The sequence below is a fragment of the Lentzea fradiae genome (assembly GCF_900100955.1).
Taxonomy (GTDB): domain Bacteria; phylum Actinomycetota; class Actinomycetes; order Mycobacteriales; family Pseudonocardiaceae; genus Lentzea; species Lentzea fradiae.
Genome location: NZ_FNCC01000005.1, coordinates 481,644 through 506,244, shown reverse-complemented (window position 1 = coordinate 506,244; position 24,601 = coordinate 481,644). Strand labels below are relative to the sequence as shown.

Here is a 24,601-nt window from a genome sequence, read left to right as displayed (position 1 = left end):
TGTGAGGAAGCGGGCCGTTCCGGTGGTGCGGTGGTCAGGCTCCGGCGGCGCTGCGCAGTGCCGCCGCGCGGTCCGTCGACTCCCAGGGGAGGTCGACGTCGGTGCGGCCGAAGTGGCCGTACGCGGCGGTCGGGGCGTAGATCGGGCGCAGCAGGTCGAGGTCGCGAATGATCGCGGCGGGCCGGAGGTCGAAGACCTCGGTGATGGCCTGCTGGATCTTCTGCGGGTCGACGGTCTCGGTGCCGAACGTCTCGACGAACAGGCCGACCGGGGCCGCCTTGCCGATGGCGTAGGCGACCTGGACCTCGACGCGGGACGCGAGACCGGCGGCGACCGTGTTCTTCGCGACCCAGCGCATGGCGTAGGCGGCCGAGCGGTCGACCTTCGACGGGTCCTTGCCGGAGAACGCGCCGCCACCGTGGCGGGCCATGCCGCCGTAGGTGTCGACGATGATCTTGCGGCCGGTGAGGCCCGCGTCGCCCATCGGACCGCCGATGACGAAGCGGCCCGTCGGGTTGGTCAGGAGCCGGACGTCGCTCGTGTCGAGGCCGAGCTCGTCGATCTCCGGGCCCACGACGTGCGTGCGGAGGTCGACGCCGAGCAGCTTCTCGAGGTCGATGCCGTCGGCGTGCTGCGTGGAGATGACGACCGTGTCGAGGCGGACCGGCTGGTCACCCGCGTACTCGATGGTGACCTGGGTCTTGCCGTCCGGGCGCAGGTACGGGACGGTGCCGTCCTTGCGGACCGCGGTCAGGCGGCGGGACAGGCGGTGCGCCAGCGCGATCGGCAGCGGCATGAGCTCGGGCGTGTCGGTGCACGCGTAGCCGAACATCAGGCCCTGGTCGCCTGCGCCCTGCTTGTCGATCTCGTCGGCGGCGCCCTCGACGCGCTCCTCGAACGCGGTGTCGACGCCCTGCGCGATGTCCGGGGACTGCGCGCCGATCGCGACGTTCACGCCGCACGAGTGGCCGTCGAAGCCCTTCGCGGACGAGTCGTAGCCGATCTCCAGGATCTTCTCGCGGACGATCGTCGGGATGTCGGCGTACGCCTCGGTCGTCACCTCACCCGCGACGTGGACCTGTCCGGTGGTCACCAACGTCTCGACGGCGACGCGGGAGCGCGGGTCCTTGCTCAGCAAGGCGTCGAGGATCGAGTCGCTGATCGCGTCACAGATCTTGTCCGGGTGTCCCTCGGTCACCGACTCACTGGTGAACAGCCTGCTGCTGTGCTGGCTCACGGACACTCCTTCTTCACGGGTTCGGGCTGTCGAAGTCTACTGAGGTTGCGTCAAGCGAGCGGTAACTGCGTCCCACACAGCGGACGCCACTTGCGTTTTCGGGCCGTGCGGTATAGCGATCTCCGAGCCGTCCGGGGACAGCAGCCAGCCCGCGTTGTCCTCCTGCTCGAACGCCTTGCCGTCGCCGACCGCGTTCAGCACCAGCAGGTCGCAGCCCTTGCGGCGCAGCTTCGCCCGTCCGTAGTCGAGCACCGACGTCGTCTCGTCGCCGGTCTCCGCGGCGAACCCGACGACCAGCTGTCCCGGCCTGCGCGCGGCGACGAGCTCCACCAGGATGTCGGGGTTCTTCGTCAACGCGATCGGGTCGGGGTCGCCGTCCGTCTTCTTGATCTTGTGGCCGGTGAGCGACACGGGCCGGAAGTCGGCCACCGCGGCCGCCATCACGACGACGTCCGCGTCCGCCGCGACCTCGTGCATGGCCTCGCGCAGCTCGACGGCGGAGCCGATCCGCACGAGGTCCACTCCCGCGGGCGTGGCCAGGTCGGCGGTGTTCCCCGCCACCAGGGTGACGCGCGCGCCGCGCTGGGCGGCCACTCTCGCGAGCGCGTAGCCCTGCTTGCCCGACGAGCGGTTGCCGATGAACCTGACCGGGTCGAGCGCCTCGCGGGTACCGCCCGCGGAGATCGCGACGTGCACGCCTTCGAGGGTGCGCGGCAACGCGCCGGGCTGGACCAGCAGGAGGCGGGCCAGCTCGACGATCTCGGCGGGGTCGGGCAGGCGTCCCTTGCCGGTGTCCTTGCCGGTGAGCCGGCCGGACGCCGGTTCGGCGACGACGACGCCGCGGCTGCGCAACAGCGCCACGTTGTGCTGCGTGGCCGGGTGCTCCCACATCTCGGTGTGCATCGCGGGCACCAGCAGGACCGGGCAGCGCGCGGTCAGCAGCGTGTTCGTCAGCAGGTCGTCGGCGAGGCCGTGCGCGGCCTTCGCGATGAGGTTCGCGGTCGCCGGGGCGACCACCACGAGGTCGGCGTTCTGCCCGAGCTTGACGTGCGGCACCTCGTGCACGTCGTCGAACGGGTCGGCCGAGACGACCTGGCCCGACAGCGCCTCGAACGTGGCGGCGCCGACGAACTTCAGCGCGCCCTCGGTGGGGACCACGCGCACCGAGTGACCGGACTCGGTCAACCGGCGCAGCACCTCGCACGCCTTGTACGCGGCGATGCCCCCGCCAACACCCAGAACGATCCTGGGCTTGTCGGGGGCACCGGCGTCAGATGAAGCGGAACTCAACAGCACTCCTGTAAGGAACGACCGAGCGAGGCCAGACCTCACAGGGACGAAGCCCCGCGAAACCCGCGGACCACGCGCCAAGGGATTCGAGGCCGCGCGCCTCGGGAAAACACCGGGACCCCGCAAGCCGCGCGCCCCGGACGACCACCGGAACTCCGCGGGCCGCACGTCCCGGATGACCACCGGAACTCCGCAGACCGCACGTCCCGGAAAACCACCAGGCCCCGCGAGGCGCGCGTCCCGGATGACCACCGGGACACCGCAAGCCGCGCGTCCCGGATGACACCCCAGGGGGTCCGGGGGCGAAGCCCCCGGCCGGGGTGTGGGGGCTGGGCCCCCACAGGGCACTGACCGACGAGCCAGGTCTGCGCTTTCCGCAGACAGACCTCACCCCGAGTCGGTCACTCGCCTTCGGTGTGCTCCAGAAGACCGGCGTGGATCTCGCGGAGCGCGATCGACAGCGGCTTCTCACGCGGACCCGGCTCGACGAGCGGGCCGACGTACTCGAGCAGGCCCTCGCCGAGCTGCGCGTAGTAGTCGTTGATCTGGCGGGCACGCTTCGCTGCGTAGATCACCAACGCGTACTTCGAGCTCACCTGCTCAAGCAGGTCGTCGATCGGCGGGTTGGTGATGCCCTCCGGGGAACCGGTCAGGGGACCGAGCTCGGTGTGGGTGATCACTTTCAGACTCCTGAATTTCGTGGTCCGACCATCAAGGATAGCAAGTCGGCCGCGGCCGACCGCACGTCGGCGTTCACGACGACCTCGTCGAACTCCTTCTCGGCCGCCAGCTCCTCGCGGGCGATCTCGAGCCGGCGTTCGACGACGTCCGGATGTTCGGTCCCCCTGCCGGTCAGCCGGTCGACCAGGTGCTCCCAGGACGGGGGCGCCAGCATGACCAGCTGCGCTTCCGGCATCGCCACGCGGACCTGCCGCGCGCCCTGCAGCTCGATCTCGAGCAGGGCGGGGCGGCCGGAGGCCAGGGCCTCTTCGACGGGCCTGCGAGGGGTTCCGTAGCGGTTTCCGGCGAACTCGGCGTGTTCGAGGAACTCGCCGGCGTCCACCATCTGCTGGAACTTCTCGTGGTCGACGAAGTGGTAGTGCACCCCGTCGACCTCGCCCGGCCTCGGCTTCCTGGTGGTCGCCGAGACGGAGAAGTAGACGTCGGGCTGCTGCCTGCGCAGCTCCGCCAGGACGCTGGACTTGCCAACGCCCGACGGCCCGGACAAGACGGTGAGACGGGGGCGGGCGATGCCCGCCCCCGTCCCGGTGCCAATCACTCTCCGCTGAACTCGGAGAGCAGGGCCTTGCGCTGACGGTCACCGAGACCGCGCAGGCGACGGCTGGGAGCGATCTCGAGGCGCTCCATGATCTGCTGCGCGCGCACCTTGCCGACGCCCGGCAGGGCCTCGAGCAGCGCGGACACCTTCATCTTGCCCAGGACCTCGTCGCTCTCGGCGGCCTTGAGCACGTCCGTCAGGGTCGTGCCGCCGCGCTTGAGGCGCTCCTTGAGCTCAGCCCGAGCGCGACGAGCGGCAGCAGCCTTCTCCAGCGCTGCGGCTCGCTGCTCCTCGGTAAGCTGGGGAAGAGCCACGATTTCCTCCGTGGTGTGGATTCTTTTCGGATCGGTGCCGCGACCGTACCGACCGCAATTGCCTGGGGACAACGTGACCCAGTCAGGTAAATCTTCAGCGGTCATGAGTGATGCGGCGGGTGGTAGTAGTACCAACACCCTCCGGCTGCCTGATCACTGCCTCCGGCAACTCGTCGCCCACGTTACGTGTGCTATGAGGCCGGTGACCAGCGGGGCAGCCGGTGGGCTGGACCCTACCAACACATGTTTGCCCAGGTGAGCGCGCCACACCCCAAAAGTCGCGGCGCGCCCTCCCTCAGAGGCTCTCCTGAACCCTCCGCACGGCGCTGACCAGCGACGATACGTCGGGGCCATGCCTGAGAACATCTCGTGAAGAAGTCGGAAAGACGTTGCGCATGTCGGTTCCGAAGAGCCGTTTCAGATCGGTCACCGAGCCACCCTGAGCGCCGAAACCGGGCGCCAGAACCGGCCCGTTGAACCCCGCGAGGTCCGCATCCGTTTCCCCGATCGTGGCACCCACGACGAGACCGACATCGCCGCACGGGGAAATGCCGGAATTCCGGACCGTCGCGAAATCGATGATCGTCTGCGCGACCGTTCGCCCGTCCGGACCAACCGCGCGCTGGACCTGCTCCCCCTCGGGGTTGGAGGTGAGCGCGAGCACGAACACGCCGCGGCCGTTCTCCCTGGCCGTGTCGAGGGCGGGCTGCAGCGACCCGAAGCCCAGGAACGGCGACACGGTGACCGCGTCGCCGGCCAGGGGCGAGCCCTCGGCGAGGTACGCCTGGGCGTAGGCGGCCATGGTCGAGCCGATGTCGCCGCGCTTGGCGTCCACCAGCACCAGCGTGCCGGAGTCGCGCAGGTCCGCGATGACGCGTTCCAGCACGGCGACGCCACGCGACCCGTATGCCTCGAAGAACGCCGCCTGCGGCTTCACCATCGACACCCGGCCGCCGAACGCCTCCACGGCGGTCAGGGCGAACCGTTCGAGGCCCTCCGCGGTGCGGGAGAGGCCCCAGGCGTCGAGCAGGCTCGGGTGCGGGTCGATGCCGACGCACAGCGGTCCGTGCGCCTGCGCGGCCTTGGTGAGCTTGTCCCCGAAGGTCATGCGTCACCCCTCAGCGCGGCCTGCAGGGCCTGCAACGGCTGCACGCCGATGTCGCCCCGGATGAGCGCCTCGATGCCGTGCACGGCCGCGGCGGCGCCCTGGATCGTGGTGACACAAGGGATGTCCTTGGCCACCGCGGCGGTGCGGATCTCGTAGCCGTCCACGCGCGGGCCGCTGTTGCCGTACGGCGTGTTGAAGATCATGTCGATCTCGCCGGCCAGGATCATGTCGACGACGTTGCCCTCGCCCTCGAAGTGCTTGCGCACCTCGGTGCACGCGATCCCGTTGCGCTTGAGCACCTCCGCGGTGCCCGAGGTCGCGAGGATCTGGAACCCGAGGTCCGCGAGGCGCTTCACCGGGAAGATCATCGCGCGCTTGTCGCGGTTCGCGAACGACACGAACACCTTGCCGGAGGTGGGAAGCGAGCCGTACGAGGCCGTCTGCGACTTCGCGAACGCCTTGCCGAACGACGAGTCGATGCCCATGACCTCGCCGGTGGACTTCATCTCCGGGCCCAGCAACGAGTCCACGCCGTGGCCCTCGGGCGTGCGGAAGCGGTGGAACTGCATGACCGCCTCCTTCACCGCGACCGGCGCGTGCTCGGGCAGGTGGGCGCCGTCGCCGGTGGCGGGCAACAGGCCCTCGGCGCGCAGGTCCGCGATCGTGGCGCCGAGCATGACGCGGGAAGCGGCCTTGGCCATCGAGACCGCGGTCGCCTTCGACACGAACGGCACCGTGCGCGACGCACGCGGGTTCGCCTCCAGGACGTACAGCACGTCGTCCTTGAGCGCGTACTGGACGTTCAGGAGGCCCTTCACGCCGATGCCGCGTGCGATGGCCTCGGTGGAGCGGCGGACGTTCGCGATGTCCGACGCGCCCAGCGTGATCGGCGGCAGCGCGCACGACGAGTCGCCGGAGTGCACACCGGCTTCCTCGATGTGCTCCATGACACCGCCGATGAACACCTCTTCGCCGTCGCACAACGCGTCGACGTCGATCTCGATGGCGTCGTCGAGGAACCGGTCGACCAGCACCGGGTGCTCGGGCGTCACCTCGGTCGCGCGGGCGATGTAGCCCGACAGCGACTCCTCGTCGTACACGATCTCCATGCCGCGCCCGCCGAGCACGTAGGAGGGACGCACGAGGACCGGGTAGCCGATCTCGTCCGCGATCTCCTTCGCCTCGTCGAACGACGTGGCGGTGCCGAACTTCGGCGCGGGCAGCCCGGCGTCGGTCAGCACCTTGCCGAACGCGCCGCGGTCCTCGGCGAGGTGGATCGCCTCGGGCGTGGTGCCGACGACGGGCACACCGGCGTCGGACAGGCGCTTCGCGAGGCCCAGCGGCGTCTGGCCGCCGAGCTGCACGATGACGCCCGCGACCTCGCCGGAGCGCTGCTCGGAGTGCACGACCTCCAGCACGTCCTCGAACGTCAGCGGCTCGAAGTACAGGCGGTCGGAGGTGTCGTAGTCGGTCGACACCGTCTCCGGGTTGCAGTTGACCATCACCGTCTCGTACCCGGCCGCCCGCAACGCCATCGCCGCGTGCACGCACGAGTAGTCGAACTCGATGCCCTGGCCGATGCGGTTCGGGCCGGAGCCGAGGATCAGCACCTTCGGCTTCTCCCGCTGCTCGGCGACCTCCGACTCGGCGTCCGGGTCGAGCTCGTAGGCGGAGTAGTGGTACGGCGTCTCCGACTTGAACTCGGCCGCGCACGTGTCGACCGTCTTGTAGACCGGGCGCACGCCGAGGCGGTGGCGCAGCGCGCGCACGCCGTCCTCACCGGCCAGCTCGGGGCGCAGCACGGCGATCTGCCGGTCGGACAGACCGGCGCGCTTCGCCTTGCGCAGCAACGGCTCGTCGAGCACCGGGGCGTCCAGCAGCTCCGTGCGCAGCGTGCCGAGCCAGGCGATCTGCTCGATGAACCACGGGTCGATCCCCGACGCCTGGTAGACGTCCTCGATGGACGCACCGAGCCGGAGGGCGCGCTCGACCGTGTACAGGCGGCCGTCGTGGCCGCGCTTCAACTGCTCCAGGACCGACTCGAGCGTAGTGCCCTCGGGATCGGGCCGCGTCCAGAAACCGACCGATTTCGTTTCCAGCGAACGCAGCGCCTTGCCCAGCGCCTCCACGAAGTTGCGGCCGATCGACATGGCCTCGCCGACCGACTTCATCGTGGTCGTCAGCGTCGGGTCCGCGCCGGGGAACTTCTCGAAGGCGAACCGCGGCGCCTTCACGACCACGTAGTCGAGCGTCGGCTCGAACGACGCCGGGGTCTCCCCCGTGATGTCGTTGGTGATCTCGTCGAGCGTGTAGCCGATCGCGAGCTTCGCGGCGATCTTGGCGATCGGGAAGCCGGTCGCCTTGGACGCCAGCGCCGAGGACCGCGACACGCGCGGGTTCATCTCGATGACGACCATGCGGCCGTTGTCCGGGTGGATCGCGAACTGGATGTTGCAGCCGCCGGTGTCGACACCGACCTCGCGGATGACCTGGATGCCGACGTCGCGCATGTGCTGGTACTCACGGTCGGTCAGCGTCATCGCGGGCGCGACCGTCACCGAGTCACCGGTGTGCACGCCCATCGGGTCGATGTTCTCGATCGAGCAGATGACGACCACGTTGTCGTTGCGGTCGCGCATGAGCTCGAGCTCGTACTCCTTCCACCCGAGCACGCTCTCCTCGATCAGCACCTCGGTGACCGGCGACTCCTCCAGGCCGATCGACGCGAGCCGCTCCAGCTCGTCGGGCGTGTGCGCCATGCCGGAACCCAGGCCGCCCATCGTGAACGACGGCCGGATCACGACCGGCAGGCCCAGCTCGGCGACGGTCTCGCGGACCTCCTCCATCGAGCGGCACACAGCCGAACGCGGGACCTCGGCGCCGATCTTGCGCACGATGTCCTTGAACATCTGCCGGTCCTCGCCGCGCTGGATCGCGTCGATGTCGGCACCGATCAGCTCGACGTCGTACTTCTCCAGCACACCGCGCTCGTGCAGCGCGATGGCCGTGTTCAGCGCCGTCTGGCCACCCAGCGTCGCGAGCACCGCGTCCGGGCGCTCCTGCGCGATGACCTTCTCCACGAACTCGGCCGTGATCGGCTCGATGTAGGTGGCGTCGGCGAACTCGGGGTCGGTCATGATCGTCGCGGGGTTCGAGTTCACCAGGCTGACCCTGATGCCCTCCTCCCGCAGCACCCGGCACGCCTGCGTGCCGGAGTAGTCGAACTCGCACGCCTGACCGATGACGATCGGGCCGGAGCCGATGACCAGGATGTGCTTGAGATCGGTCCTCTTGGGCATCAGCGGGCGTCCTTCATCAGGGTCACGAACTCGTCGAAGAGAGGCGCGGCGTCGTGCGGGCCCGCGGCGGCCTCGGGGTGGTACTGCACGGAGAACGCCGGCGCGTCGAGCAGCCGGACGCCCTCGACGGTGCCGTCGTTGGGGCAGTAGTGCGACAGCACGGCGCGGCCGAAGTCGGAGGAGAACTCCTCGCCCGGCGTGCCCTCCAGCGCGAACCCGTGGTTCTGGGAGGTGATGGCGACCTTGCCGGTGGCGACGTCGATCACCGGGATGTTGATGCCGCGGTGGCCGTAGCGCATCTTGTACGTCCCGCGGCCGACCGCGCGGCCCAGGATCTGGTTGCCGAAGCAGATGCCGAACAGCGGCAGCCTGCGGCCCAGCGCCTCCTGAGTGAGGGCGACGGCGTGGTCCTGCGTGGCCGGGTCGCCGGGGCCGTTGGACAGGAACACCCCGTCCGGGCTGACCGCGAGGATGTCTTCGAAGGTGCTGGTCAGCGGCAGGACGTGAACCTCGATGCCGCGGGCGGCCATCATCCGCGGGGTGTTCGACTTGATGCCCAGGTCGAGCGCCGCGACGGTGAACTTCTTCTCGCCGATCGCCTCGACGACGTACGGCTTGTCGGTCGTGACGTCGACGGCCAGGTTCGCGCCGAGCATCTGCGCCGAGGTCTTGACCTGCTCGACCATCGACGCGTCGTCGGTGAGCGCGGAGCCGGAGAACACCCCGGCGCGCATCGCGCCCTGCTCGCGGATGTGCCGCGTGAGGGTGCGGGTGTCGAGGCCGGAGATGCCGACGACGCCCTGGTTCGCGAGTTCCTCGTCGAGGCCGCGGCGGGACCGCCAGTTCGACGGCGTGCGCGCGGGGTCGCGGACGACGTAGCCCGCGACCCAGATCTTCTTGGACTCGTCGTCCTCGTCGTTCCAGCCCGTGTTGCCGATCTGCGGTGCGGTCTGCACCACGATCTGGCGGTGGTAGGAGGGGTCTGTCAGGGTTTCCTGGTACCCGGTCATGGCCGTGGAGAACACGACCTCGCCGAGCGAGACGCCGGTCGCTCCGTACGCCTCACCGCGGAAGACGCGACCGTCCTCCAGCACCAATGCCGCGTTCGTCACGCCTTGCCCTCCGTGTTCACCGGGTTCTGGCCGAGTGCGGCCACCCATTCCTCGTAAACGTCCTTGTCGTCACCGCGGAAACCGGTGTCGAACAGGTGTCCTTCGTTCTCCCAGCGGACCACCAGCAGGCCCGCCTCGCTGAACATGACCTTCCCGGCGAGCCCGCGGTCGGTGCGGGCGTCGCGGACGGCGCCCGCGGGGATGAAGATCGGCGACGCGCCGGTCCGGTCGATCGCGACGCCCTCCGGCACGAGGCTCAGCGTGGCCTCCGCGCGGTGGCCGATGTCGCCGACCTGGACGCGGTCCTGCCAGTTGCCCGCGTTCGTCGTTCCGATGTAGACGCCGGTGGTCTGGAGCCTCGCGGCGCCCAGGTTCTCCGGTGTGGCCGGGAACTCCGGCAGATCGGCCTGCTGGCGCTGGCGTCGCTTCCAGCCGTGCCACATCCCGTAGACGCAGAGCGCGAAGAAGGCGAGGCACAGCAGGACGAGCAGTACGCGGGTCATTCCGCAATCCTCCCCGCCTGTGCGGTGACGCGGCCACGCAAGATGGTGGCCATCACCGCGCCGGTCAGCTCCATGCCTTCGAACGGGGTGTTGCCCGCGATGCTCGCGAGCTCCGCTCCGTTCACCGTCCACGTCGCGTCCGGGTCGACCAGCACGAGGTTCGCGGGCTCACCGGGCTCGATGGGACGGCCCTGGTCGGTCAGCCCGGCGATCTCGGCGGGCTTCTCGCTCATGACCCGCGCGACGCCGCGCCAGTCGAGCAGGCCGGTCTTCACCATCGTCTCGACGACGATGCCCAGCGCGGTCTGCAGCCCGAGCATCCCCGGCCGTGCGGCCGCCCACTCGCAGTCCTTGTCCTGCACGGCGTGCGGGGCGTGGTCGGTGGCGACGCAGTCGATGGTGCCGTCCGCGAGCGCCTGGCGCAGCGCGTCGACGTCGGAGCGCGTGCGCAGCGGCGGGTTGACCTTGTTGACCGGGTCGTAGGTGGACAGGCGGTCGTCGGTCAGGATCAGGTGGTGCGGGGTGACCTCGGCGCTGACCTTGGTGCCACGCGCCTTGGCCCACTTCAGGACGTCCGCGGTGCCCGACGTGCTGACGTGGCAGACGTGCAGCCGCGCGTCGACCTGCTTCGCGAGCAGGCAGTCGCGGGCGACGATCGACTCCTCGGCGGCGGCCGGCCAGCCCTGCAGACCGAGCCGTGACGCGTTCTCGCCTTCGTGCGCCTGCGCGCCGACGGTGAGCCGCGGCTCCTCGGCGTGCTGGGCGATCACGGCACCGAGCGACTTCGAGTACTCCAGCGCGCGGCGCATGATCAGCGGATCGTGCACGCAGTGGCCGTCGTCGGAGAACACCCGGACGTTCGCCTTGGACTTCGCCATCGTGCCCAGCTCGGCGAGCTTCTCGCCCTTGAGCCCGACGGTGACGGCGCCGACCGGGTGGACGTCGACCAGGCCGACCTCCTGACCGCGGCGGGCCACGTGCTCGACGATGACGGCGTTGTCGGCGACCGGGTCGGTGTTGGCCATCGCGAACACGGCCGTGTACCCGCCGAGCGCGGCGGCACGGGAGCCCGTCTCGATGGTCTCGGTGTCCTCGCGGCCCGGTTCGCGCAGGTGGGTGTGCAGGTCGACGAAGCCCGGCAGCAGGACCGCGCCGTTGCCTTCGATGATCTCGGCGTTCTCGTCGGTCCCCTCCACGATCACGCCGTCGCGGATCAGCAGGTCGACCGGTTCACCCTCGCCGTAGGGCCGTACTCCCTTGAGAAGCAAGGGGTTCACGCGTTCTCCTCCTCATGGGCAAGCAGGTGGTACAGCACGGCCATGCGCACGTGGACACCGTTGCGGACCTGCTCGGTGATGGCGGCTCGCGGGCTGTCGGCGACGACGGAGGCGATCTCCATGCCGCGCAGCATCGGGCCGGGGTGCAGCACGACGGCGTGGTCGGGCAAGAGCTTCAGGCGGCGCTCGTTGAGGCCGTAGGCGATCGAGTACTCGCGCGAACTCGGGAAGAACCCGCCGGTCATCCGCTCGGCCTGCACGCGCAGCAGCATCACCGCGTCCTGGCCCGGCAGCTCCGAGTCGATCTCGTGCGACACGGTGACCGGCCAGTTCTCGACACCGGTGGGCAGCAGCGTCGGCGGTGCGACGAGCGTCACCTCGGCACCGAGAGTGGTGAGGAGGTGGACGTTCGACCGGGCCACCCGGCTGTGCAGCACGTCACCGACGATCGCGATCCGGCGGCCGTCGAGGCCGCCGAGGCGGTCGCGCAGCGTGGCGGCGTCGAGCAGCGCCTGCGTCGGGTGCTCGTGCATGCCGTCGCCCGCGTTCACCACGGACGTGCCGGTGTGCTTGAGCCAGCCCGCGAGCCGGTGGGCGGCGCCGGAGGCCGGGTGCCGCACGATCACGCAGTCCGCGCCGGCGGCCTGCAGGGTCAGCGCGGTGTCCCGCAGCGACTCGCCCTTGCTCACGCTGGAGCCGGAGCTGCTGACGTTGATCACGTCCGCGGACATCCACTTGCCCGCGATCTCGAACGACACCCGCGTGCGGGTGCTGTTCTCGTAGAACATCGTGATCACGGTGCGGCCGCGCAGCGTCGGCAGCTTGCGGACCTCGCGGCCGAGCAGCGCCTGCTTCAGCCGGTCCGCGGTGTCGAGGATCGCGATCGCCTGGTCGCGGTCGAGGCCGTCGGTGGAGAGCAGGTGCTTCACTTCAGCACCACTCCGTCGCGGCCGTCGAACTCGTCGAGCATCACGACGACGTCCTCGGTCTTGGAGGTGGGCAGGTTCTTGCCGACGTAGTCCGCGCGGATCGGCAGCTCGCGGTGACCGCGGTCGACCAGCACGGCGAGCTGCACCGCGCGGGGACGGCCGTGGTCGCGCAGGGCGTCGAGCGCGGCGCGGATCGTGCGGCCGGAGAACAGCACGTCGTCGACGAGGACGACCAGCTTGTCGTCGATGCCGCCCTCGGGCAGCTTCGTCGTCTCCAGCGGCCTCGTGGGGCCTCTGCGCAGGTCATCGCGGTAGAGGGTGATGTCGAGCGTGCCCTCGTGCACCGTGCGGCCGGAAAATTCGGCGATCTTAGCGGCCAGACGGCGTGCGAGGGGGGCTCCTCGGCTGGGAATACCCATCAAGACGACGTCGGGTGCGCTGGGTGCATCGAGAGCGGTCTTCTCGATGATCTGATGGGCCATTCGGGCGACGGTGCGCGCGACGTCACCGGCCGACAGGATCTCGCGATCCCCGGCCGGATCCGTCGCGCCACGTTGACGTGACGCCACGGCTGGACCTCCTTCCCCGCCTCACTGGACGGGTCCTTAAAGGACGTCGGACACCTGGTGACAACCAGGCTGACCTGCACGGTATCACCTGGCGACGGTCAGCCGTCCGAGTGGTGTCGCCCGCGTGGCGAGCGTCTCGTACCGAGATCAGCTTGACCTGCCGACCACGGCGAGTAATCATTACTCTGCGTATCGATCTAAGCCTCCCCGGAGCACTCCAGTACTGCTGACGGGGCGAATGAACGGAGAACCGCCACATGGGCGACTACGCCAAGGCGCTGGGGGCCAAGCTCCGCGCTATCCGCCAGCAGCAGGGGCTGTCCCTGCACGGCGTCGAGCAGAAGTCCGGCGGTCGGTGGAAGGCCGTGGTCGTCGGTTCGTACGAGCGCGGTGACCGCGCGGTGACCGTGCAGAAGCTGGCCGAGCTGGCCGACTTCTACGGCGTCCCCGTCGCCGAGCTCCTCCCGGAGGGCCGCGTGCCGTCGGGTGCCGAGCCGGCGACCAAGATCGTGATCAACCTCGAACGGCTGCAACAGCTGCCGGTCGAGAAGGTCGGCCCGCTCGCCCGCTACGCCGCGACCATCCAGTCGCAGCGCGGCGACTACAACGGCAAGGTCCTCTCGATCCGCACCGAGGACCTGCGTTCGCTCGCGATCATCTACGACATGACGCCGGGCGAGCTGACCGAACAGCTCATCGACTGGGGTGTCCTGCCCCCCGAGGCACGACCCGCGAAGGAAGACTGAGCTTCCGTTCTCGCAGGTGATGGCCCCCTCGACGTCCCGTCAGTCGCCCTGCGGACGCCGAGGGTGACCATTGCCGCGCCAGCCTGCCGGGCTCCGCGACGTGCTCGCCGTCCGTGATCACCCGGACCGCGGCGATCTTCCGCTCGCGCACGGTGAACGCCGCCCGGCTTCCACTTCGGACGGACACCGGCCGAACCGGGAACGTGTCCCGGATCGCAGTGGTGATCCTCACGCGAGCAGCGAAGCCAGCTGGTCCTGGTCCTCGATCACGTGAATCGCGACGACCTGTCCGTTCCGGACGGTGAACGCCATCGCCGAGACGGGTGCACCGCCGACCCGGCTGATGAAGCCCGCCTCGCCACCGATGACCGCGAACCGGATCTCCGCCGTCGCCGCGAACCGGCGGAACAGGCGGGCCCGTTCGGCCACGGCACGGCCGCCGATGATCTCCAGAGCACCGGCGCGCAGCACGACATCCGGGTGCAGCACCGCCACCAAGCCCTTCAGGTCGCCCTCACGGGACGCGGTGAGGAACGCCCGCACGACCTCCCGCTGCTTCGGCAAGTCGACGTCCGGAACCGGACGGTCCTGCACGCGTCGGCGTGCCCGCGAGGCGAGCTGGCGAGCGGCGGCGGGCGTTTTGCCGATCAACGGCGCGATGTCGTCGAACGGCACCGCGAACATGTCGTGCAGCACGAACGCCAGCCGTTCGTCGGGCTTGAGCGTGTCGAGGACGATCAGCATCGCGAGCCCGAGCTCGTCGGACGTCACCGCCAGGTGTTCCGGCTGCTCGGCGGTGTCGATGACCGGGTCCGGCATCTCGAAGGCGTGCTCCCGCCGGTCGCGCAGCATGCTCAGGCACACCCGCGCGACGACCGTCGTCAGCCATGCCGCCGGGTTGTCCACCTCGCTGGTGTCCGCCCGCTGAACCCGCAGCCATGCCTCCTGCAGCGCGTCGTCCGCCTCCGTGAACGACCCGAGCACGCGGTGGGCGACGGCGCGCAGCCGCGTGCGCTCCTGTTCGAACTGCGCGAGCACAGCGTCCCCCTGTGAGCTGAACCACACCCTGTCACGTTTTCCGGTGCCACCGGGTCGACGGGGCAACGAACACCTCAGGAGGGTAACCATGAAGATCGTCGTCACGGGTGGCACCGGAACCCTCGGCCGGCACGTCGTCGGCCTGCTGCGCGAGACCGGTGCCGGGGTCACGACCCTGAGCAGGCACGGCGACATCGCGTGCGACCTGGTGGCAGGAGACGTCCCGGCGATCCGGGCCGACGTCGTCGTGCACCTCGCGGGCGGCCAGAAGGGCGACGACGTCGCGACCCGCAACCTGCTCGCGGCCTGCGACGACGTCCGGCACCTCGTCTACATCTCGGTGATCGGCGCGGACACCGTGCCGCTGGCGTGGCTGCGGACCAAGCTCGCCTGCGAGGAGGCCATCGCCGCGTCGGGCATCCCGTTCACCGTCCTGCGCGCGGCCCAGTTCCACGACCTCGCGCTCACGATGGTGCGCGGGCTCGCGAAGCTCCCGGTCGTGCCGGTGCCGGGAATGCGGCTGCAACCGGTCGACGTCCGCGACGTCGCCGAGCGGATCACCGCGCTCGCCCTGGGCGAGCCCGCCGGCCGGGTCGCCGACCTCGCAGGCCCCGCCGACTACGAGCTGAAGCAGCTGGTCAGGGACTACCTGGCGACCGCGGGCAAGCGACGCGTCACCGTGGGGCTGCGGCTGCCGGGCAAGGCCGGCAGGGCCTACCGCGACGGCCGCAACCTCACGCCCGACGGCGTCCGCGGCACCCGCACGTGGGAGGAGTTCCTGGGCACGGCTCGGTAGGCTCCTGTCAGGTGACCACTTCCGACGCGGGCCTCCTCGCCGACCGCACGCCGCTGCCGTCCGATCTGGACTCCCGGCTGCGCGACCACCTCACGTTCCTGATCGAGGTGGACAAGCTCAAGACGGTGCTGCGCCAGTCGCCTCTGGCCGCCGCGGACCGGCGGGAGAACGACGCCGAGCACTCCTGGCACCTCGCGCTGATGGTGATGACCCTCGCCGAGTACGCCGACGAACCGATCGACGTCGGCCACACCATCAAGCTCGTCGTGGTGCACGACCTCGTCGAGATCTACGCGGGCGACACGCCGTTGTACGACGCCGAGGCGGGCGTGAGCCAGCAGGAACGCGAGGAGGCCGCCGCCGGACGGCTGTTCGGGCTGCTGCCGGAGGACGCCGGACGCGCGATGCGGGCGTTGTTCGACGAGTTCGAGGCGAGCGAGACGCCGGAGGCGCGGTTCGCGAAGGCCATGGACCGGTTGCAGCCGTTGCTGCTCAACTGGATGGCCAAGGGCGGCACCTGGCGCACTCCCGGCGTCACGGCGAACGACGTGCGTGCGCGCAAGGCCGTCATCGGCGAGGCATCGGCGCCGTTGTGGGACGCGGCTCGGCGCCTGATCGACGAAGGCGAACGGCGGGGCTGGTCCGTCAGCGCACCACCCGGTACGTGACGTGCGTGAACGCCTCGCCCGCCCGTGACGCGACCTGCTCCAGCCGCAGGCCGGGCACGCCGTCGAACAGGCGCGTGCCCGCGCCGAGCGTCACCGGCACGATGCGCAGCCGCAGCTCGTCGACCAGCCCGGCGGCCAGGTACTGGTTCACGGTCGTCGCACCGCCGTGGATCGAGATGTTCCCGTCGCCGGGCACCTCGCGGGCACGCTCGAACGCGGCCTCGATGCCGTCCGTGACGAAGTGGAACGTCGTGCCGCCCCGCATCGGCTGCGGGGCGCGCGGGTGGTGGGTGAGCACGAACACCGGGCCGTGGTAGGGCGGTTCGTCGCCCCACCAGCCGTTCCACGGGCGGTCCCACGCGCCGCGGACCGGGCCGAACATGTTGCGACCCATGATGAACGCCTTCGTCTCGGCGAGGCGGTCCGCCTGGTAGCGCTGCTCGGCCGGATCGTCGTACCAGGCGTGCAGCGTGCTGCCCCAGCCGTCACCCCCGTCGTCGCCGAACGGGCGTTCCTCGGTCTGGCCGTGCCCGGCCGCGAACCCGTCGAGGGAGATCGAGAGGTCGCACGTCACCTTGGTCATGCGGACACCTTGCCCGAACACGCCGACGGCCGTCCTCCCGTTGCCGGAGGACGGCCGTCGCGAAGAAGAGCTACAGCACCGCGCGCAACTGGTCCGCGATCACGGCGATGCGACCCAGCACACCGTTCACGAACCGCGGCGAGTCGTCCGTGGACAACCCCTTGGCGAGCTCGACCGCCTCGTCGATCGCCACCGCGTCCGGCACGTCGGCCGCCCACAGCAGCTCGTAGAGGCCGATGCGCAGCACCGCGCGGTCGACCGCCGGCATGCGCTGCAGCGTCCAGCCCTCGGCGTGCTCCGAGATGAGGTCGTCGATGCGGGCGCGGTTCGCCGTGACACCTTCGACCAGGGAGACCGTGTAGTCGTTCACCGGGGGTACGTCCGGCGACCCGACACGTTCGGCCAGCAGCGTCACCGGGTCGGTGCCCAGCAGGTCGGCTTCGTAGAGGAAGTCGACCGCGCGCTTGCGGGCCTTGCTGCGTGCGCCCATTACTTTTCGCTGACGCGGCCGAGGTAACGGCCGTCGCGGGTGTCGACCTTGATCTTCTCGCCGGTCGTGACGAACAGCGGGACCTGGATCTCGGCGCCGGTCTCGAGCTTCGCGGGCTTGGTGCCACCCGTGGAGCGGTCGCCCTGCAGACCGGGGTCGGTGTGCTCGATCACGAGCTCGACCGACGTCGGCAGCTCGATGAACAGCGGCACGCCCTCGTGCGTGGCGACGACCGCCTCCTGGTTCTCCAGCATGTAGTCCGCGGCGTCGCCGACGGTCTCGGCCGGAACCGGGATCTGGTCGAAGGTGTCACCGTCCATGAAGATGAAGTCGGTGCCCTCCTTGTAGAGGTAGGTCATGCCGCGCTTGTCCACGGTGGCGGTCTCGACCTTGGTGCCCGCGTTGAAGGTCTTGTCGACGACCTTGCCGGTCAGCACGTGCTTGAGGGTCGTGCGCACGAAGGCGCCACCCTTGCCGGGCTTGACGTGCTGGAACGCGGTGACGGTCCAGAGCTGGCCGTCGAGGTTCAGCACCAGGCCGTTCTTCAGGTCGTTCGTGGTGGCCACGGTGGAGTTTCTCCTGTGTAGGACGGGGGCGTCAGACGACCACGAGTTCTTTCGTGGTCAGGGTGAGGAGCTCCGGCCCGCTCTCGCGGACCACGAGGGTGTCCTCGATGCGGACCCCGCCCCGCCCCGACAAGTAGACGCCGGGCTCGACGGTGACCGCCATACCGGCCGAAAGTGTACCGGCCCCCGCCTTGGACAACGCCGGTGCCTCGTGGATCTCCAGCCCGACCCCGTGCCCGAGGCCGTGCACGAACTCGTTCCCGTGCCCGGCCTTCTCGATCACCTCGCGCGACGCGCGGTCCACGGCGCTCACCTCCACGCCCGGCCCGAGCGCGGCCCGTCCCGCCGCCTGCGACCGCGCGACCAGGTCGTACAGGTCGCGCTGCCAGTCGGCCGGCTTGCCGAGCACGAGCATGCGCGTCATGTCCGAGTGGTAGCCGCCGACGAGCGCCCCGAAGTCGAACTTGATGAAGTCGCCCTGCTGCAGCACCGCGTCCGTCGGCCGGTGGTGCGGCACCGCCGAGTTCGCGCCGAACGCCACGATCGACGAGAACGACGGCCCCTCCGCGCCATGGTCGAGCATGCGGCTCTCCAGCTCCCGCGCCACGTCGCGCTCGGTCCGGCCCGCCCGCAGCCCGCCGTGCCCGATCAACGCCGCGAGCGCCCGGTCCGCCGCCGCGCACGCCATCCGCAGCGCCTCGATCTCGGTCTCGTCCTTGACCAGCCGCAACGTCTCGACCAGACCGCCGGCCCTGACCAACTCGGCCTGCCCGGCGGCCTGGAGGAGCCCTTCCAGCCCGTCGACCGTGACGTGGTGGCTCTCGAACCCGACCCGCCCCTTGGCGTTCTTCACGAGCGCCACGTCGCACGGCCGGTCGACGACCCGGCGCAGGTCCGGCACCTGCTTCGCCGACTGGGTGAGGTACCGGCCGTCCGTGCAGAACACCGTGGCGTCGTCCCCGTCCGCGCCGACCAGCACCGCCGCGTTCGACCCGGTGAACCCGGTGAGATACCGGACGTTCAGGAGGTTCGTGACGAGCAACGCGTCGAGGTTCGCGGCCCGGAGCTCGGCGCGCAGGGCGGTTCGGCGTGCGGCGTAGGACGACATGCTCCGCAGCGTACGGCCAGTCCTAAGCTGTCCGCATGAGTCCTTGGTTCGTCCGTGCTTTGTGGATGGGGCTCCTGCACGGCGCCGTGCAGACCGGCGTCGCCGCGGTGGCCGTCCGCAGCCCGGAGGCGGCCTCGGTCCGCCCGATCGCGCTGGCCCTGCTGGTCGTCGCCGCGCTGCTCTGGGGAGCCGTGGACGCGCTGCGCGGCCTGGACGGGCGCGGCATGCAGTGGTTCATCGCGGCACTGGTCGCCGGGCCGTTCGCCGGTGCGCTCGGAGTGGTGGGGTCCGCGCTGCTGGTGGACCAGACCGGGCAGGAGGCGCTGTGGGTGGCGCTGACCGGCGGGGCGGCGTTCACGGCGTTGCTCGTGCTGGTACCCGCGGGGGCCGGAATGCTGGTGGGTGGGCGGTTCGCGGCCAAGGAACCGGCCCGCGACTAACCGGTCCCGTGGCCAAGCCCTGCGGGGCTCACGGGGTGGCGACCAGTTCGACTTCGAAGCCGTCGTCGTTCTCCAGGAACGCGGCGTAGTGGTCTTCGCCTCCGGCGTGCGGGTGGCGGTCGGCGAACATCAGGTGCCAGCCGCGGGTCGTCGCCTCCTCCGTCAGGCGGTCGACGTTCTCCCGCGAGCCCGCGTGCAGGGCGAGGTGGTTGAGGCCCGCTTTCATACGATCGTGTGGACCTGTGAGGGCCGGGGACTGCTCGACCACCACGTAGGTGTCGGCGTGCTTCCAGCTCACGCCCGCAGGCCAGCGCTGGTGCTCGGTCCAGCCGAGCTCGGTGAAGAGCCACCCGATCGTGGCTTCCGCACGGGCCAGGTCGGGGACCCAGAGCTCGACGTGGTGCAGCATCGGCTTCCTTCGTTCTAAGTCAACCTCTGTCCCTCAACTGAATGAGGAATGTCCAGTAATTGGCAATTCATTGACGATCAACTGGGACCGACTGAAGCAGTTTGCGGTGGTTCCATGTTGTTCATCCCCACCAGGAATTCCAGCTAAGGACGGCCATGACCGACGAGTTCCGCACCCACAACAGCGTCTCGGGCGAGGTCGGCGCCAACAGCGCGGTGGTGCAGCTGCACCACGTGGGTGGAGACGTCCTGTTCATGACGAACCCGAAGCAGACGGCGCACGCGGTACGCACGCGGCCCGACGCGAGCACGATGGAACAGGTGATGCTCGCCGCGACCGCGCTCGCGGCGGTCATGCTGCTCGGCTGGCGCTACTTCTTGAGGGCCAGCCAGCGCAGGGCGAGCTGATAGCCCTCCACGCCCAGCCCCGCGATGACGCCGTTCGCCACCGCCGAGATCACGCTGTGGTGCCGGAACTCCTCGCGCTGGTGGATGTTCGAGATGTGCACCTCGACCAGGGGCGCGGTGAGCTGGGAGCACGCGTCGCGGACCGCGATCGAGTAGTGCGTCCAGGCTGCGCCGTTCAGGACCACGGGGGTCGAGGTGTCGGCGGCGGCGTGCAGCCACTCGACCATCTCGCCCTCGTGGTTGGTCTGGCGGACCTCGACCTCCATGCCGAGCTCGCGGCCCTCGGCCTCGCACAGCTCGACCAGGTCGGCGTAGGTGGTGCTGCCGTAGACGTCCGGCTCGCGGGTGCCCAGCCGGTTCAGGTTCGGGCCGTTGAGCACCAGGACCTTCACAGCATCACCTTTCCGGTTCCGGTGGTGGGTTCGGCGGCGACGGCCGAGTACGCGGCGGCGATCAGGGACGGGTCCGGGCCCTCCAGGCGGCCCGGCTTCGCGAGGCCGTCGAGGACCACGAAGCGCAGGACGCCCGCCTTGTTCTTCTTGTCGACCTTCATGCCTTCCAGCAGCTGCGGGAGGGCGTCCGGGTCGTAGGAGGTCGGCAGGCCGAGCAGCTGCAGGACGCGCTTGTGGCGGTCGGCGGTCTCGTCGTCCAGGCGGCCCGCGAGGCGGGACAGCTCGGCGGCGAAGACGAGGCCCACGCTGATCGCGGCGCCGTGGCGCCAGCGGTAGCGCTCGCGGCGCTCGATGGCGTGGCCGAGGGTGTGGCCGTAGTTCAGGATCTCCCGCAGGGACGACTCGCGCAGGTCGTTCGTGACGACGTCGGCCTTGATCTGGATCTTGCGGCGGACCAGCTCGGCGAGGACGTCGCCGGTCGGGTCGAGGGCCTTGGCCGGGTCGGCCTCGATCAGGTCGAGGATGACCGGGTCGGCGATGAAGCCGCCCTTCACGACCTCGGCCATGCCGGCGACGAGCTCGTTGCGGGGCAACGTCTCCAGCGTGGCGAGGTCGACGAAGATGGCGTCCGGCTCGTAGAACGTGCCGACGAGGTTCTTGCCCGCGTCGGTGTTGATGCCGGTCTTGCCGCCAACGGCCGCGTCGACCATGCCGAGCAGCGTCGTCGGGATGTTCACCAGGCGCACGCCGCGCATCCACGTCGACGCGACGAAGCCCGCCAGGTCGGTGACAGCGCCGCCGCCGAGGCCGACGACGACGTCCGCGCGCGACAGGCCGATCTTGCCCAGCACGTCCCAGCAGAAGCCGGCGACCGCGAGGTCCTTGCCGTCCTCGGCGTCGGGGACCTCGACGCGGTGCGCGTCGGCTCCGACCGCCTTCAGCTCGTCGACCAGCACCTTCGCCGTCTCGGCGAGGGTGGGCTGGTGGATGATCGCGATCTTGGCGGTGCCGCTCAGGAACTCGACGATGTCGCCGAGCAGGCCGCGGCCGAGGACCACGTCGTAGGGCCGCTCCGCGGCGACCCGGATGCGGACGGGCTCGGTCATTCCCCAACTCCCTCGATCACCGCGTCGACCACCTGCTCGGGGTCCAACGAGTCGGTCAGCACCTCGACCGTCGCGACCTCGCGGTACAACGGCAGGCGGGCGTCCAGCAGCGCCTTGAACGTGGCGCGCGGGTTCACGCCGGACAGCAGCGGCCGTGCGGACGACAGGCCGGTGCGGCGCACGCCCTCGGCCATGCCGACGTTCAGGAACACCACCGTGTGCTCGCGGAGGCGTTCACGGGTGGCGGCGGACAGCACCGCTCCCCCGCCCAGGGCGAGGACGCCCTCGTGCTCCACCAGCGCCTTGGCGACGGCTTCTTCCTCCATCGCGCGGAACGCGGGCTCGCCGTCGTCGGTGAAGATGTCCGAGATCGGCTTGCCCGCCAGCTCCACGATGTCCGCGTCGACGTCGCGGAACGGCACGCCGAGGCGGGTGGCCAGCAGCTCGCTGACGGTGGTCTTGCCCGCACCGGGCGGGCCGACCACGACGCAGCGCGGGCTCACATGCCCTCCCAGCGGGCTTCCAGGGCCTTGAGGTAGGCGTGGGCGTTGCGGCGCGTCTCGTCGAGCGAGTCGCCGCCGAACTTCTCCAACGCGGCCTCGGCCAGCACGAGCGCCACCACCGACTCCAGCACCACGCCCGCGCGCGGCACGGCGCAGACGTCCGAACGCTGGTGGATCGCGACGGCGGGCTCACCGGTGCGGACGTCCACAGTGGACAGTGCGCGCGGGACCGTCGAGATGGGCTTCATCGCGACGCGGGCGCGCAGGACCTCGCCGTTGGTGATGCCGCCTTCGAGGCCGCCGGCGCGGTTCGAGCGGCGGGTCACGCCGACGGGGCCGCTGCCGCGGTCGATCTCGTCGTGCGCCTGCGAGCCCCAGCGCTGAGCGGAGGTGAAGCCGTCGCCGATCTCCACGCCCTTCATCGCCTGCACGCCCATCAGCGCGGCGGCGAGACGCGCGTCGAGGCGGCGGTCCCAGTGCACGTGCGAGCCGAGGCCGGGCGGCAAGCCGTAGGCAAGCACCTCGATGACGCCGCCGACCGTGTCACCGGCGTCCTTCACGGCCTCGACCTCGGCGACCATCGCCTCGGTGCCGCGCGGGTCGAAGCAGCGCGTGGGCGACTCGTCGATCGCGGCCAGGTCGTCGGGCGTGGGCAGGGCGGCGTCCTCGGGGGTCGCGGCCTTGCCGATGGACACCACGTGGCTGAGGATCTGCACGCCGAGCAGCTGCTGCAGGAACTGCCGCGCGACCGTGCCGAGCGCGGTGCGGGCGGCCGTCTCACGGGCGGAGGCGCGCTCCAGCACCGGACGGGCCTCGTCGAAGCCGAACTTCTGCATGCCGGGCAGGTCGGCGTGGCCGGGACGCGGGCGCGTGAGCGCCTCGTTGCGGCCGGTCGGCTTGAGCAGGCTCGGGTCGACCGGGTCCGGCGACATGACCGTCTGCCACTTGGGCCACTCGGTGTTGCCGATGGTGACGGCGATGGGGCCGCCCTGCGTCCTGCCGTGGCGGACGCCGCCGAGGATCTCGACGTCGTCCTGCTCGAACCCCATCCTGGGCGAGCGACCGAACCCGAGCCTGCGGCGCCCGAGCTGGGCGACGAGGTCCTCGGTGGTCACCTCGACACCGGCGGGCATGCCCTCCAGGACGGCGACGAGAGCGGGGCCGTGTGACTCTCCAGCGGTGATCCATCGCAGCACGTTCACAATCCTTTCACAGCGTCGCGAGGACCCAGGTGGCGGCCAGCAGCCCCGGCCCGTGGGGCACCCGGCGGGCGCGGGTCAGCGCAGCGACGCCGAGCGTGACGACGCTGGACAGGATCGCCGCAGGTAGGAGCGACGGCAACGGGAGAGACGCGCCGAGGCCGACCGCGAGCTTCACGTCCCCGCCGCCCATGAGCGCGGGTCTCAGCCGCCGGACGGCGAGATGAGCGCCTCCGAAAACTGCCGCTGCCAGGGCCGCTTCTCCCAGCCGGTGGGACTGGAGCAGCAGGAGCGCGGCGGCCAGCGGGAGGGTGAGCACGTCCGGCAGCCGGTGGTGGCGCAGGTCGACGAGCGCGAGCACGACGCCGAACCACGCCAGCAGGTACGACGAGGGCGGCGCGTCGAGGACGGCGGCGACCGTCCACAGGGAGCAGAGGACGAACGCGGGCGGGACGGTGGTCATGACGACCACCGTCCCGCCCGAAGCCGCGTCCGCGAAATTCCGGCCTGTCGTGAATGGTCCGTTCACGACAGGTGGTGGCTCAGCGGGACCAGTCGAACAGGGCGTCGTTCTCCGCCACGTCCACGTCCAGCGCCAGGTCGCCCAGGACCTCGGCGGACGCGTCCAGCGCGACCACCGGGCAGATCGGCGCGAACCCGGCCGCCTCCACCTCGGCCGGGTCCCACGTGACGATCCGCTGGCCCGCCCTGACCTGCTCGCCCTTGACCACGTGCAGCTCGAAGCCCTCGCCCTTGCGCCGCACGGTGTCGATGCCCAGGTGGACCAGCACCGCGGCGCCGTCGGCGGTGGCCACCACGAACGCGTGCGGGTGCAGCGTCACGACGACGCCGTCGACCGGGGAGACCACGTCCGCCTTCACGCGGGCAGGCTCCACCGCGACGCCGGGACCGACCATCGCCTGCGCGAAGACCGGGTCGGGCACCTCCGAGAGCGCAACCACGCGGCCGGCGACCGGGCTGCCCACGCGCAGGCTCACAGGAGGTCCTCGATGTCCGACGCGAGGGTGTCCGCCTCCGGCCCGACGACGACCTGGACGACGTTGCCGGAACGCATGACCCCGTGTGCCCCCAACGCCTTCAGCGCCTTCTCGTCGACAACGGACCCGTCCTCGAGCTCGCACCGCAGACGGGTGATGCACGGCTCGATCTCGACGATGTTGTCGGCGCCCCCGAGGGCGGTGATGATCTTCTGCGCCTTCTCGTCAGCCACGT

Annotated in this window: 30 protein-coding genes; 5 read left to right on the top strand and 25 right to left on the bottom strand. The window is 70.5% G+C overall.

Annotated features, from left to right (window positions below; all coding sequences use genetic code 11):
• Positions 1-34 precede the first annotated feature (34 nt).
• The 12 genes from metK to pyrR form a co-directional block, all read right to left on the bottom strand.
• Entirely contained in the window at positions 35-1,237 is a 1,203-nt protein-coding gene (gene metK / locus BLT23_RS14545; RefSeq protein ID WP_176946743.1) for a methionine adenosyltransferase, read from the bottom strand.
• A 36-nt stretch (positions 1,238-1,273) separates the two neighbouring features.
• Positions 1,274-2,527 carry a bifunctional phosphopantothenoylcysteine decarboxylase/phosphopantothenate--cysteine ligase CoaBC gene (gene coaBC / locus BLT23_RS14540; RefSeq protein WP_176946742.1) on the bottom strand — a complete coding sequence of 418 codons (1,254 nt, stop codon included), beginning with the start codon at positions 2,525-2,527 and terminating at the stop codon, positions 1,274-1,276.
• A 401-nt stretch (positions 2,528-2,928) separates the two neighbouring features.
• The gene (rpoZ, locus tag BLT23_RS14535) at positions 2,929-3,204 is read right to left on the bottom strand and encodes a DNA-directed RNA polymerase subunit omega (protein WP_425434381.1); all 276 of its coding nucleotides are present in this window, start codon (positions 3,202-3,204) and stop codon (positions 2,929-2,931) included.
• Positions 3,205-3,209: 5 nt separating this feature from the next.
• Complete coding sequence (gene gmk, locus BLT23_RS14530) at positions 3,210-3,806, bottom strand: guanylate kinase (RefSeq protein ID WP_425434380.1); 597 nt, start codon at positions 3,804-3,806, stop codon at positions 3,210-3,212.
• Positions 3,803-4,120 (bottom strand): integration host factor, actinobacterial type, encoded by a 318-nt coding sequence (mihF, locus tag BLT23_RS14525; protein ID WP_030471603.1) that lies wholly within the window; start codon positions 4,118-4,120, stop codon positions 3,803-3,805. Before mihF ends, gmk begins: the two co-directional genes overlap by 4 nt.
• Before the next feature lie 295 nt (positions 4,121-4,415).
• Positions 4,416-5,228, bottom strand: a complete 813-nt coding sequence (pyrF, locus tag BLT23_RS14520; protein ID WP_090049364.1) for an orotidine-5'-phosphate decarboxylase — start codon at positions 5,226-5,228, stop codon at positions 4,416-4,418.
• Positions 5,225-8,527 (bottom strand): carbamoyl-phosphate synthase large subunit, encoded by a 3,303-nt coding sequence (gene carB, locus BLT23_RS14515; protein WP_090049362.1) that lies wholly within the window; start codon positions 8,525-8,527, stop codon positions 5,225-5,227. Before carB ends, pyrF begins: the two co-directional genes overlap by 4 nt.
• Entirely contained in the window at positions 8,527-9,687 is a 1,161-nt protein-coding gene (gene carA / locus BLT23_RS14510) for a glutamine-hydrolyzing carbamoyl-phosphate synthase small subunit (RefSeq protein ID WP_090049361.1), read from the bottom strand. Before carA ends, carB begins: the two co-directional genes overlap by 1 nt.
• Positions 9,636-10,142, bottom strand: a complete 507-nt coding sequence (locus tag BLT23_RS14505; RefSeq protein ID WP_090049359.1) for a PH-like domain-containing protein — start codon at positions 10,140-10,142, stop codon at positions 9,636-9,638. The genes carA and BLT23_RS14505 overlap by 52 nt, the downstream gene beginning before the upstream one ends.
• Positions 10,139-11,419 carry a dihydroorotase gene (locus tag BLT23_RS14500; protein ID WP_090049357.1) on the bottom strand — a complete coding sequence of 427 codons (1,281 nt, stop codon included), beginning with the start codon at positions 11,417-11,419 and terminating at the stop codon, positions 10,139-10,141. The genes BLT23_RS14505 and BLT23_RS14500 overlap by 4 nt, the downstream gene beginning before the upstream one ends.
• The gene (locus BLT23_RS14495; RefSeq protein ID WP_090049355.1) at positions 11,416-12,348 is read right to left on the bottom strand and encodes an aspartate carbamoyltransferase catalytic subunit; all 933 of its coding nucleotides are present in this window, start codon (positions 12,346-12,348) and stop codon (positions 11,416-11,418) included. The genes BLT23_RS14500 and BLT23_RS14495 overlap by 4 nt, the downstream gene beginning before the upstream one ends.
• On the bottom strand, positions 12,345-12,917 hold the full coding sequence (gene pyrR / locus BLT23_RS14490) for a bifunctional pyr operon transcriptional regulator/uracil phosphoribosyltransferase PyrR (RefSeq protein WP_090049353.1): 573 nt from the start codon (positions 12,915-12,917) through the stop codon (positions 12,345-12,347). The genes BLT23_RS14495 and pyrR overlap by 4 nt, the downstream gene beginning before the upstream one ends.
• A gap of 257 nt (positions 12,918-13,174) precedes the next feature.
• Here pyrR and bldD point away from each other — a divergent pair, with 257 nt between their 5' ends.
• A complete protein-coding gene (gene bldD, locus BLT23_RS14485) occupies positions 13,175-13,663 on the top strand; it encodes a transcriptional regulator BldD (RefSeq protein ID WP_030471611.1) in 489 nt (162 codons plus the stop codon).
• A 228-nt stretch (positions 13,664-13,891) separates the two neighbouring features.
• On the opposite strand, the gene BLT23_RS14480 is transcribed toward bldD, so the two are convergent.
• On the bottom strand, positions 13,892-14,701 hold the full coding sequence (locus tag BLT23_RS14480) for a sigma-70 family RNA polymerase sigma factor (protein WP_245743952.1): 810 nt from the start codon (positions 14,699-14,701) through the stop codon (positions 13,892-13,894).
• 88 nt (positions 14,702-14,789) lie between these two features.
• Between BLT23_RS14480 and BLT23_RS14475 the strand changes: the two genes are divergently transcribed.
• Both BLT23_RS14475 and BLT23_RS14470 read left to right on the top strand, forming a co-directional pair.
• Positions 14,790-15,497: an SDR family oxidoreductase gene (locus BLT23_RS14475; RefSeq protein WP_090049349.1), complete on the top strand. Its 708-nt coding sequence runs from the start codon at positions 14,790-14,792 to the stop codon at positions 15,495-15,497.
• 11 nt (positions 15,498-15,508) lie between these two features.
• Positions 15,509-16,165 (top strand): HD domain-containing protein, encoded by a 657-nt coding sequence (locus BLT23_RS14470; RefSeq protein ID WP_090049347.1) that lies wholly within the window; start codon positions 15,509-15,511, stop codon positions 16,163-16,165.
• Here the strand turns inward: BLT23_RS14470 and BLT23_RS14465 are convergent.
• The 4 genes from BLT23_RS14465 to BLT23_RS14450 all read right to left on the bottom strand — a co-directional run bounded on the left by BLT23_RS14465 (position 16,143) and on the right by BLT23_RS14450 (position 18,912).
• Complete coding sequence (locus BLT23_RS14465; protein ID WP_090049345.1) at positions 16,143-16,748, bottom strand: dihydrofolate reductase family protein; 606 nt, start codon at positions 16,746-16,748, stop codon at positions 16,143-16,145. The two genes, BLT23_RS14470 and BLT23_RS14465, sit on opposite strands and share 23 nt — an antisense overlap.
• A gap of 70 nt (positions 16,749-16,818) precedes the next feature.
• Entirely contained in the window at positions 16,819-17,238 is a 420-nt protein-coding gene (nusB, locus tag BLT23_RS14460; protein ID WP_090049343.1) for a transcription antitermination factor NusB, read from the bottom strand.
• The gene (gene efp / locus BLT23_RS14455) at positions 17,238-17,804 is read right to left on the bottom strand and encodes an elongation factor P (protein WP_090049341.1); all 567 of its coding nucleotides are present in this window, start codon (positions 17,802-17,804) and stop codon (positions 17,238-17,240) included. Before efp ends, nusB begins: the two co-directional genes overlap by 1 nt.
• Positions 17,805-17,835: 31 nt before the next feature.
• Entirely contained in the window at positions 17,836-18,912 is a 1,077-nt protein-coding gene (locus BLT23_RS14450; RefSeq protein WP_090049339.1) for a M24 family metallopeptidase, read from the bottom strand.
• Positions 18,913-18,947: 35 nt separating this feature from the next.
• On the opposite strand from BLT23_RS14450, the gene BLT23_RS14445 reads away from it, so the two are divergent.
• The gene (locus BLT23_RS14445) at positions 18,948-19,352 is read left to right on the top strand and encodes a B-4DMT family transporter (protein WP_176946741.1); all 405 of its coding nucleotides are present in this window, start codon (positions 18,948-18,950) and stop codon (positions 19,350-19,352) included.
• 28 nt (positions 19,353-19,380) lie between these two features.
• Here the strand turns inward: BLT23_RS14445 and BLT23_RS14440 are convergent, their stop codons facing one another.
• Positions 19,381-19,761 (bottom strand): VOC family protein, encoded by a 381-nt coding sequence (locus tag BLT23_RS14440; protein WP_090049337.1) that lies wholly within the window; start codon positions 19,759-19,761, stop codon positions 19,381-19,383.
• Between the two features lie 155 nt (positions 19,762-19,916).
• Here BLT23_RS14440 and BLT23_RS14435 point away from each other — a divergent pair, with 155 nt between their 5' ends.
• Positions 19,917-20,168: a hypothetical protein gene (locus BLT23_RS14435; RefSeq protein WP_090049335.1), complete on the top strand. Its 252-nt coding sequence runs from the start codon at positions 19,917-19,919 to the stop codon at positions 20,166-20,168.
• Here the strand turns inward: BLT23_RS14435 and aroQ are convergent.
• The 7 genes from aroQ to BLT23_RS14400 all read right to left on the bottom strand — a co-directional run bounded on the left by aroQ (position 20,132) and on the right by BLT23_RS14400 (position 24,599).
• Positions 20,132-20,560 (bottom strand): type II 3-dehydroquinate dehydratase, encoded by a 429-nt coding sequence (gene aroQ / locus BLT23_RS14430; protein ID WP_090049333.1) that lies wholly within the window; start codon positions 20,558-20,560, stop codon positions 20,132-20,134. The two genes, BLT23_RS14435 and aroQ, sit on opposite strands and share 37 nt — an antisense overlap.
• Positions 20,557-21,666, bottom strand: coding sequence for a 3-dehydroquinate synthase (gene aroB / locus BLT23_RS14425; RefSeq protein ID WP_090049331.1), 1,110 nt, complete (start codon positions 21,664-21,666; stop codon positions 20,557-20,559). The genes aroQ and aroB overlap by 4 nt, the downstream gene beginning before the upstream one ends.
• A complete protein-coding gene (locus BLT23_RS14420) occupies positions 21,663-22,169 on the bottom strand; it encodes a shikimate kinase (protein ID WP_090049329.1) in 507 nt (168 codons plus the stop codon). The genes aroB and BLT23_RS14420 overlap by 4 nt, the downstream gene beginning before the upstream one ends.
• A complete protein-coding gene (gene aroC, locus BLT23_RS14415; RefSeq protein WP_090049507.1) occupies positions 22,166-23,365 on the bottom strand; it encodes a chorismate synthase in 1,200 nt (399 codons plus the stop codon). The genes BLT23_RS14420 and aroC overlap by 4 nt, the downstream gene beginning before the upstream one ends.
• Positions 23,366-23,378: 13 nt before the next feature.
• Complete coding sequence (locus tag BLT23_RS14410) at positions 23,379-23,831, bottom strand: prepilin peptidase (protein ID WP_090049504.1); 453 nt, start codon at positions 23,829-23,831, stop codon at positions 23,379-23,381.
• A 79-nt stretch (positions 23,832-23,910) separates the two neighbouring features.
• Complete coding sequence (locus BLT23_RS14405; RefSeq protein ID WP_090049327.1) at positions 23,911-24,366, bottom strand: PTS sugar transporter subunit IIA; 456 nt, start codon at positions 24,364-24,366, stop codon at positions 23,911-23,913.
• On the bottom strand, positions 24,363-24,599 hold the full coding sequence (locus BLT23_RS14400; RefSeq protein WP_090049325.1) for a PTS sugar transporter subunit IIB: 237 nt from the start codon (positions 24,597-24,599) through the stop codon (positions 24,363-24,365). Before BLT23_RS14400 ends, BLT23_RS14405 begins: the two co-directional genes overlap by 4 nt.
• Positions 24,600-24,601 lie beyond the last annotated feature (2 nt).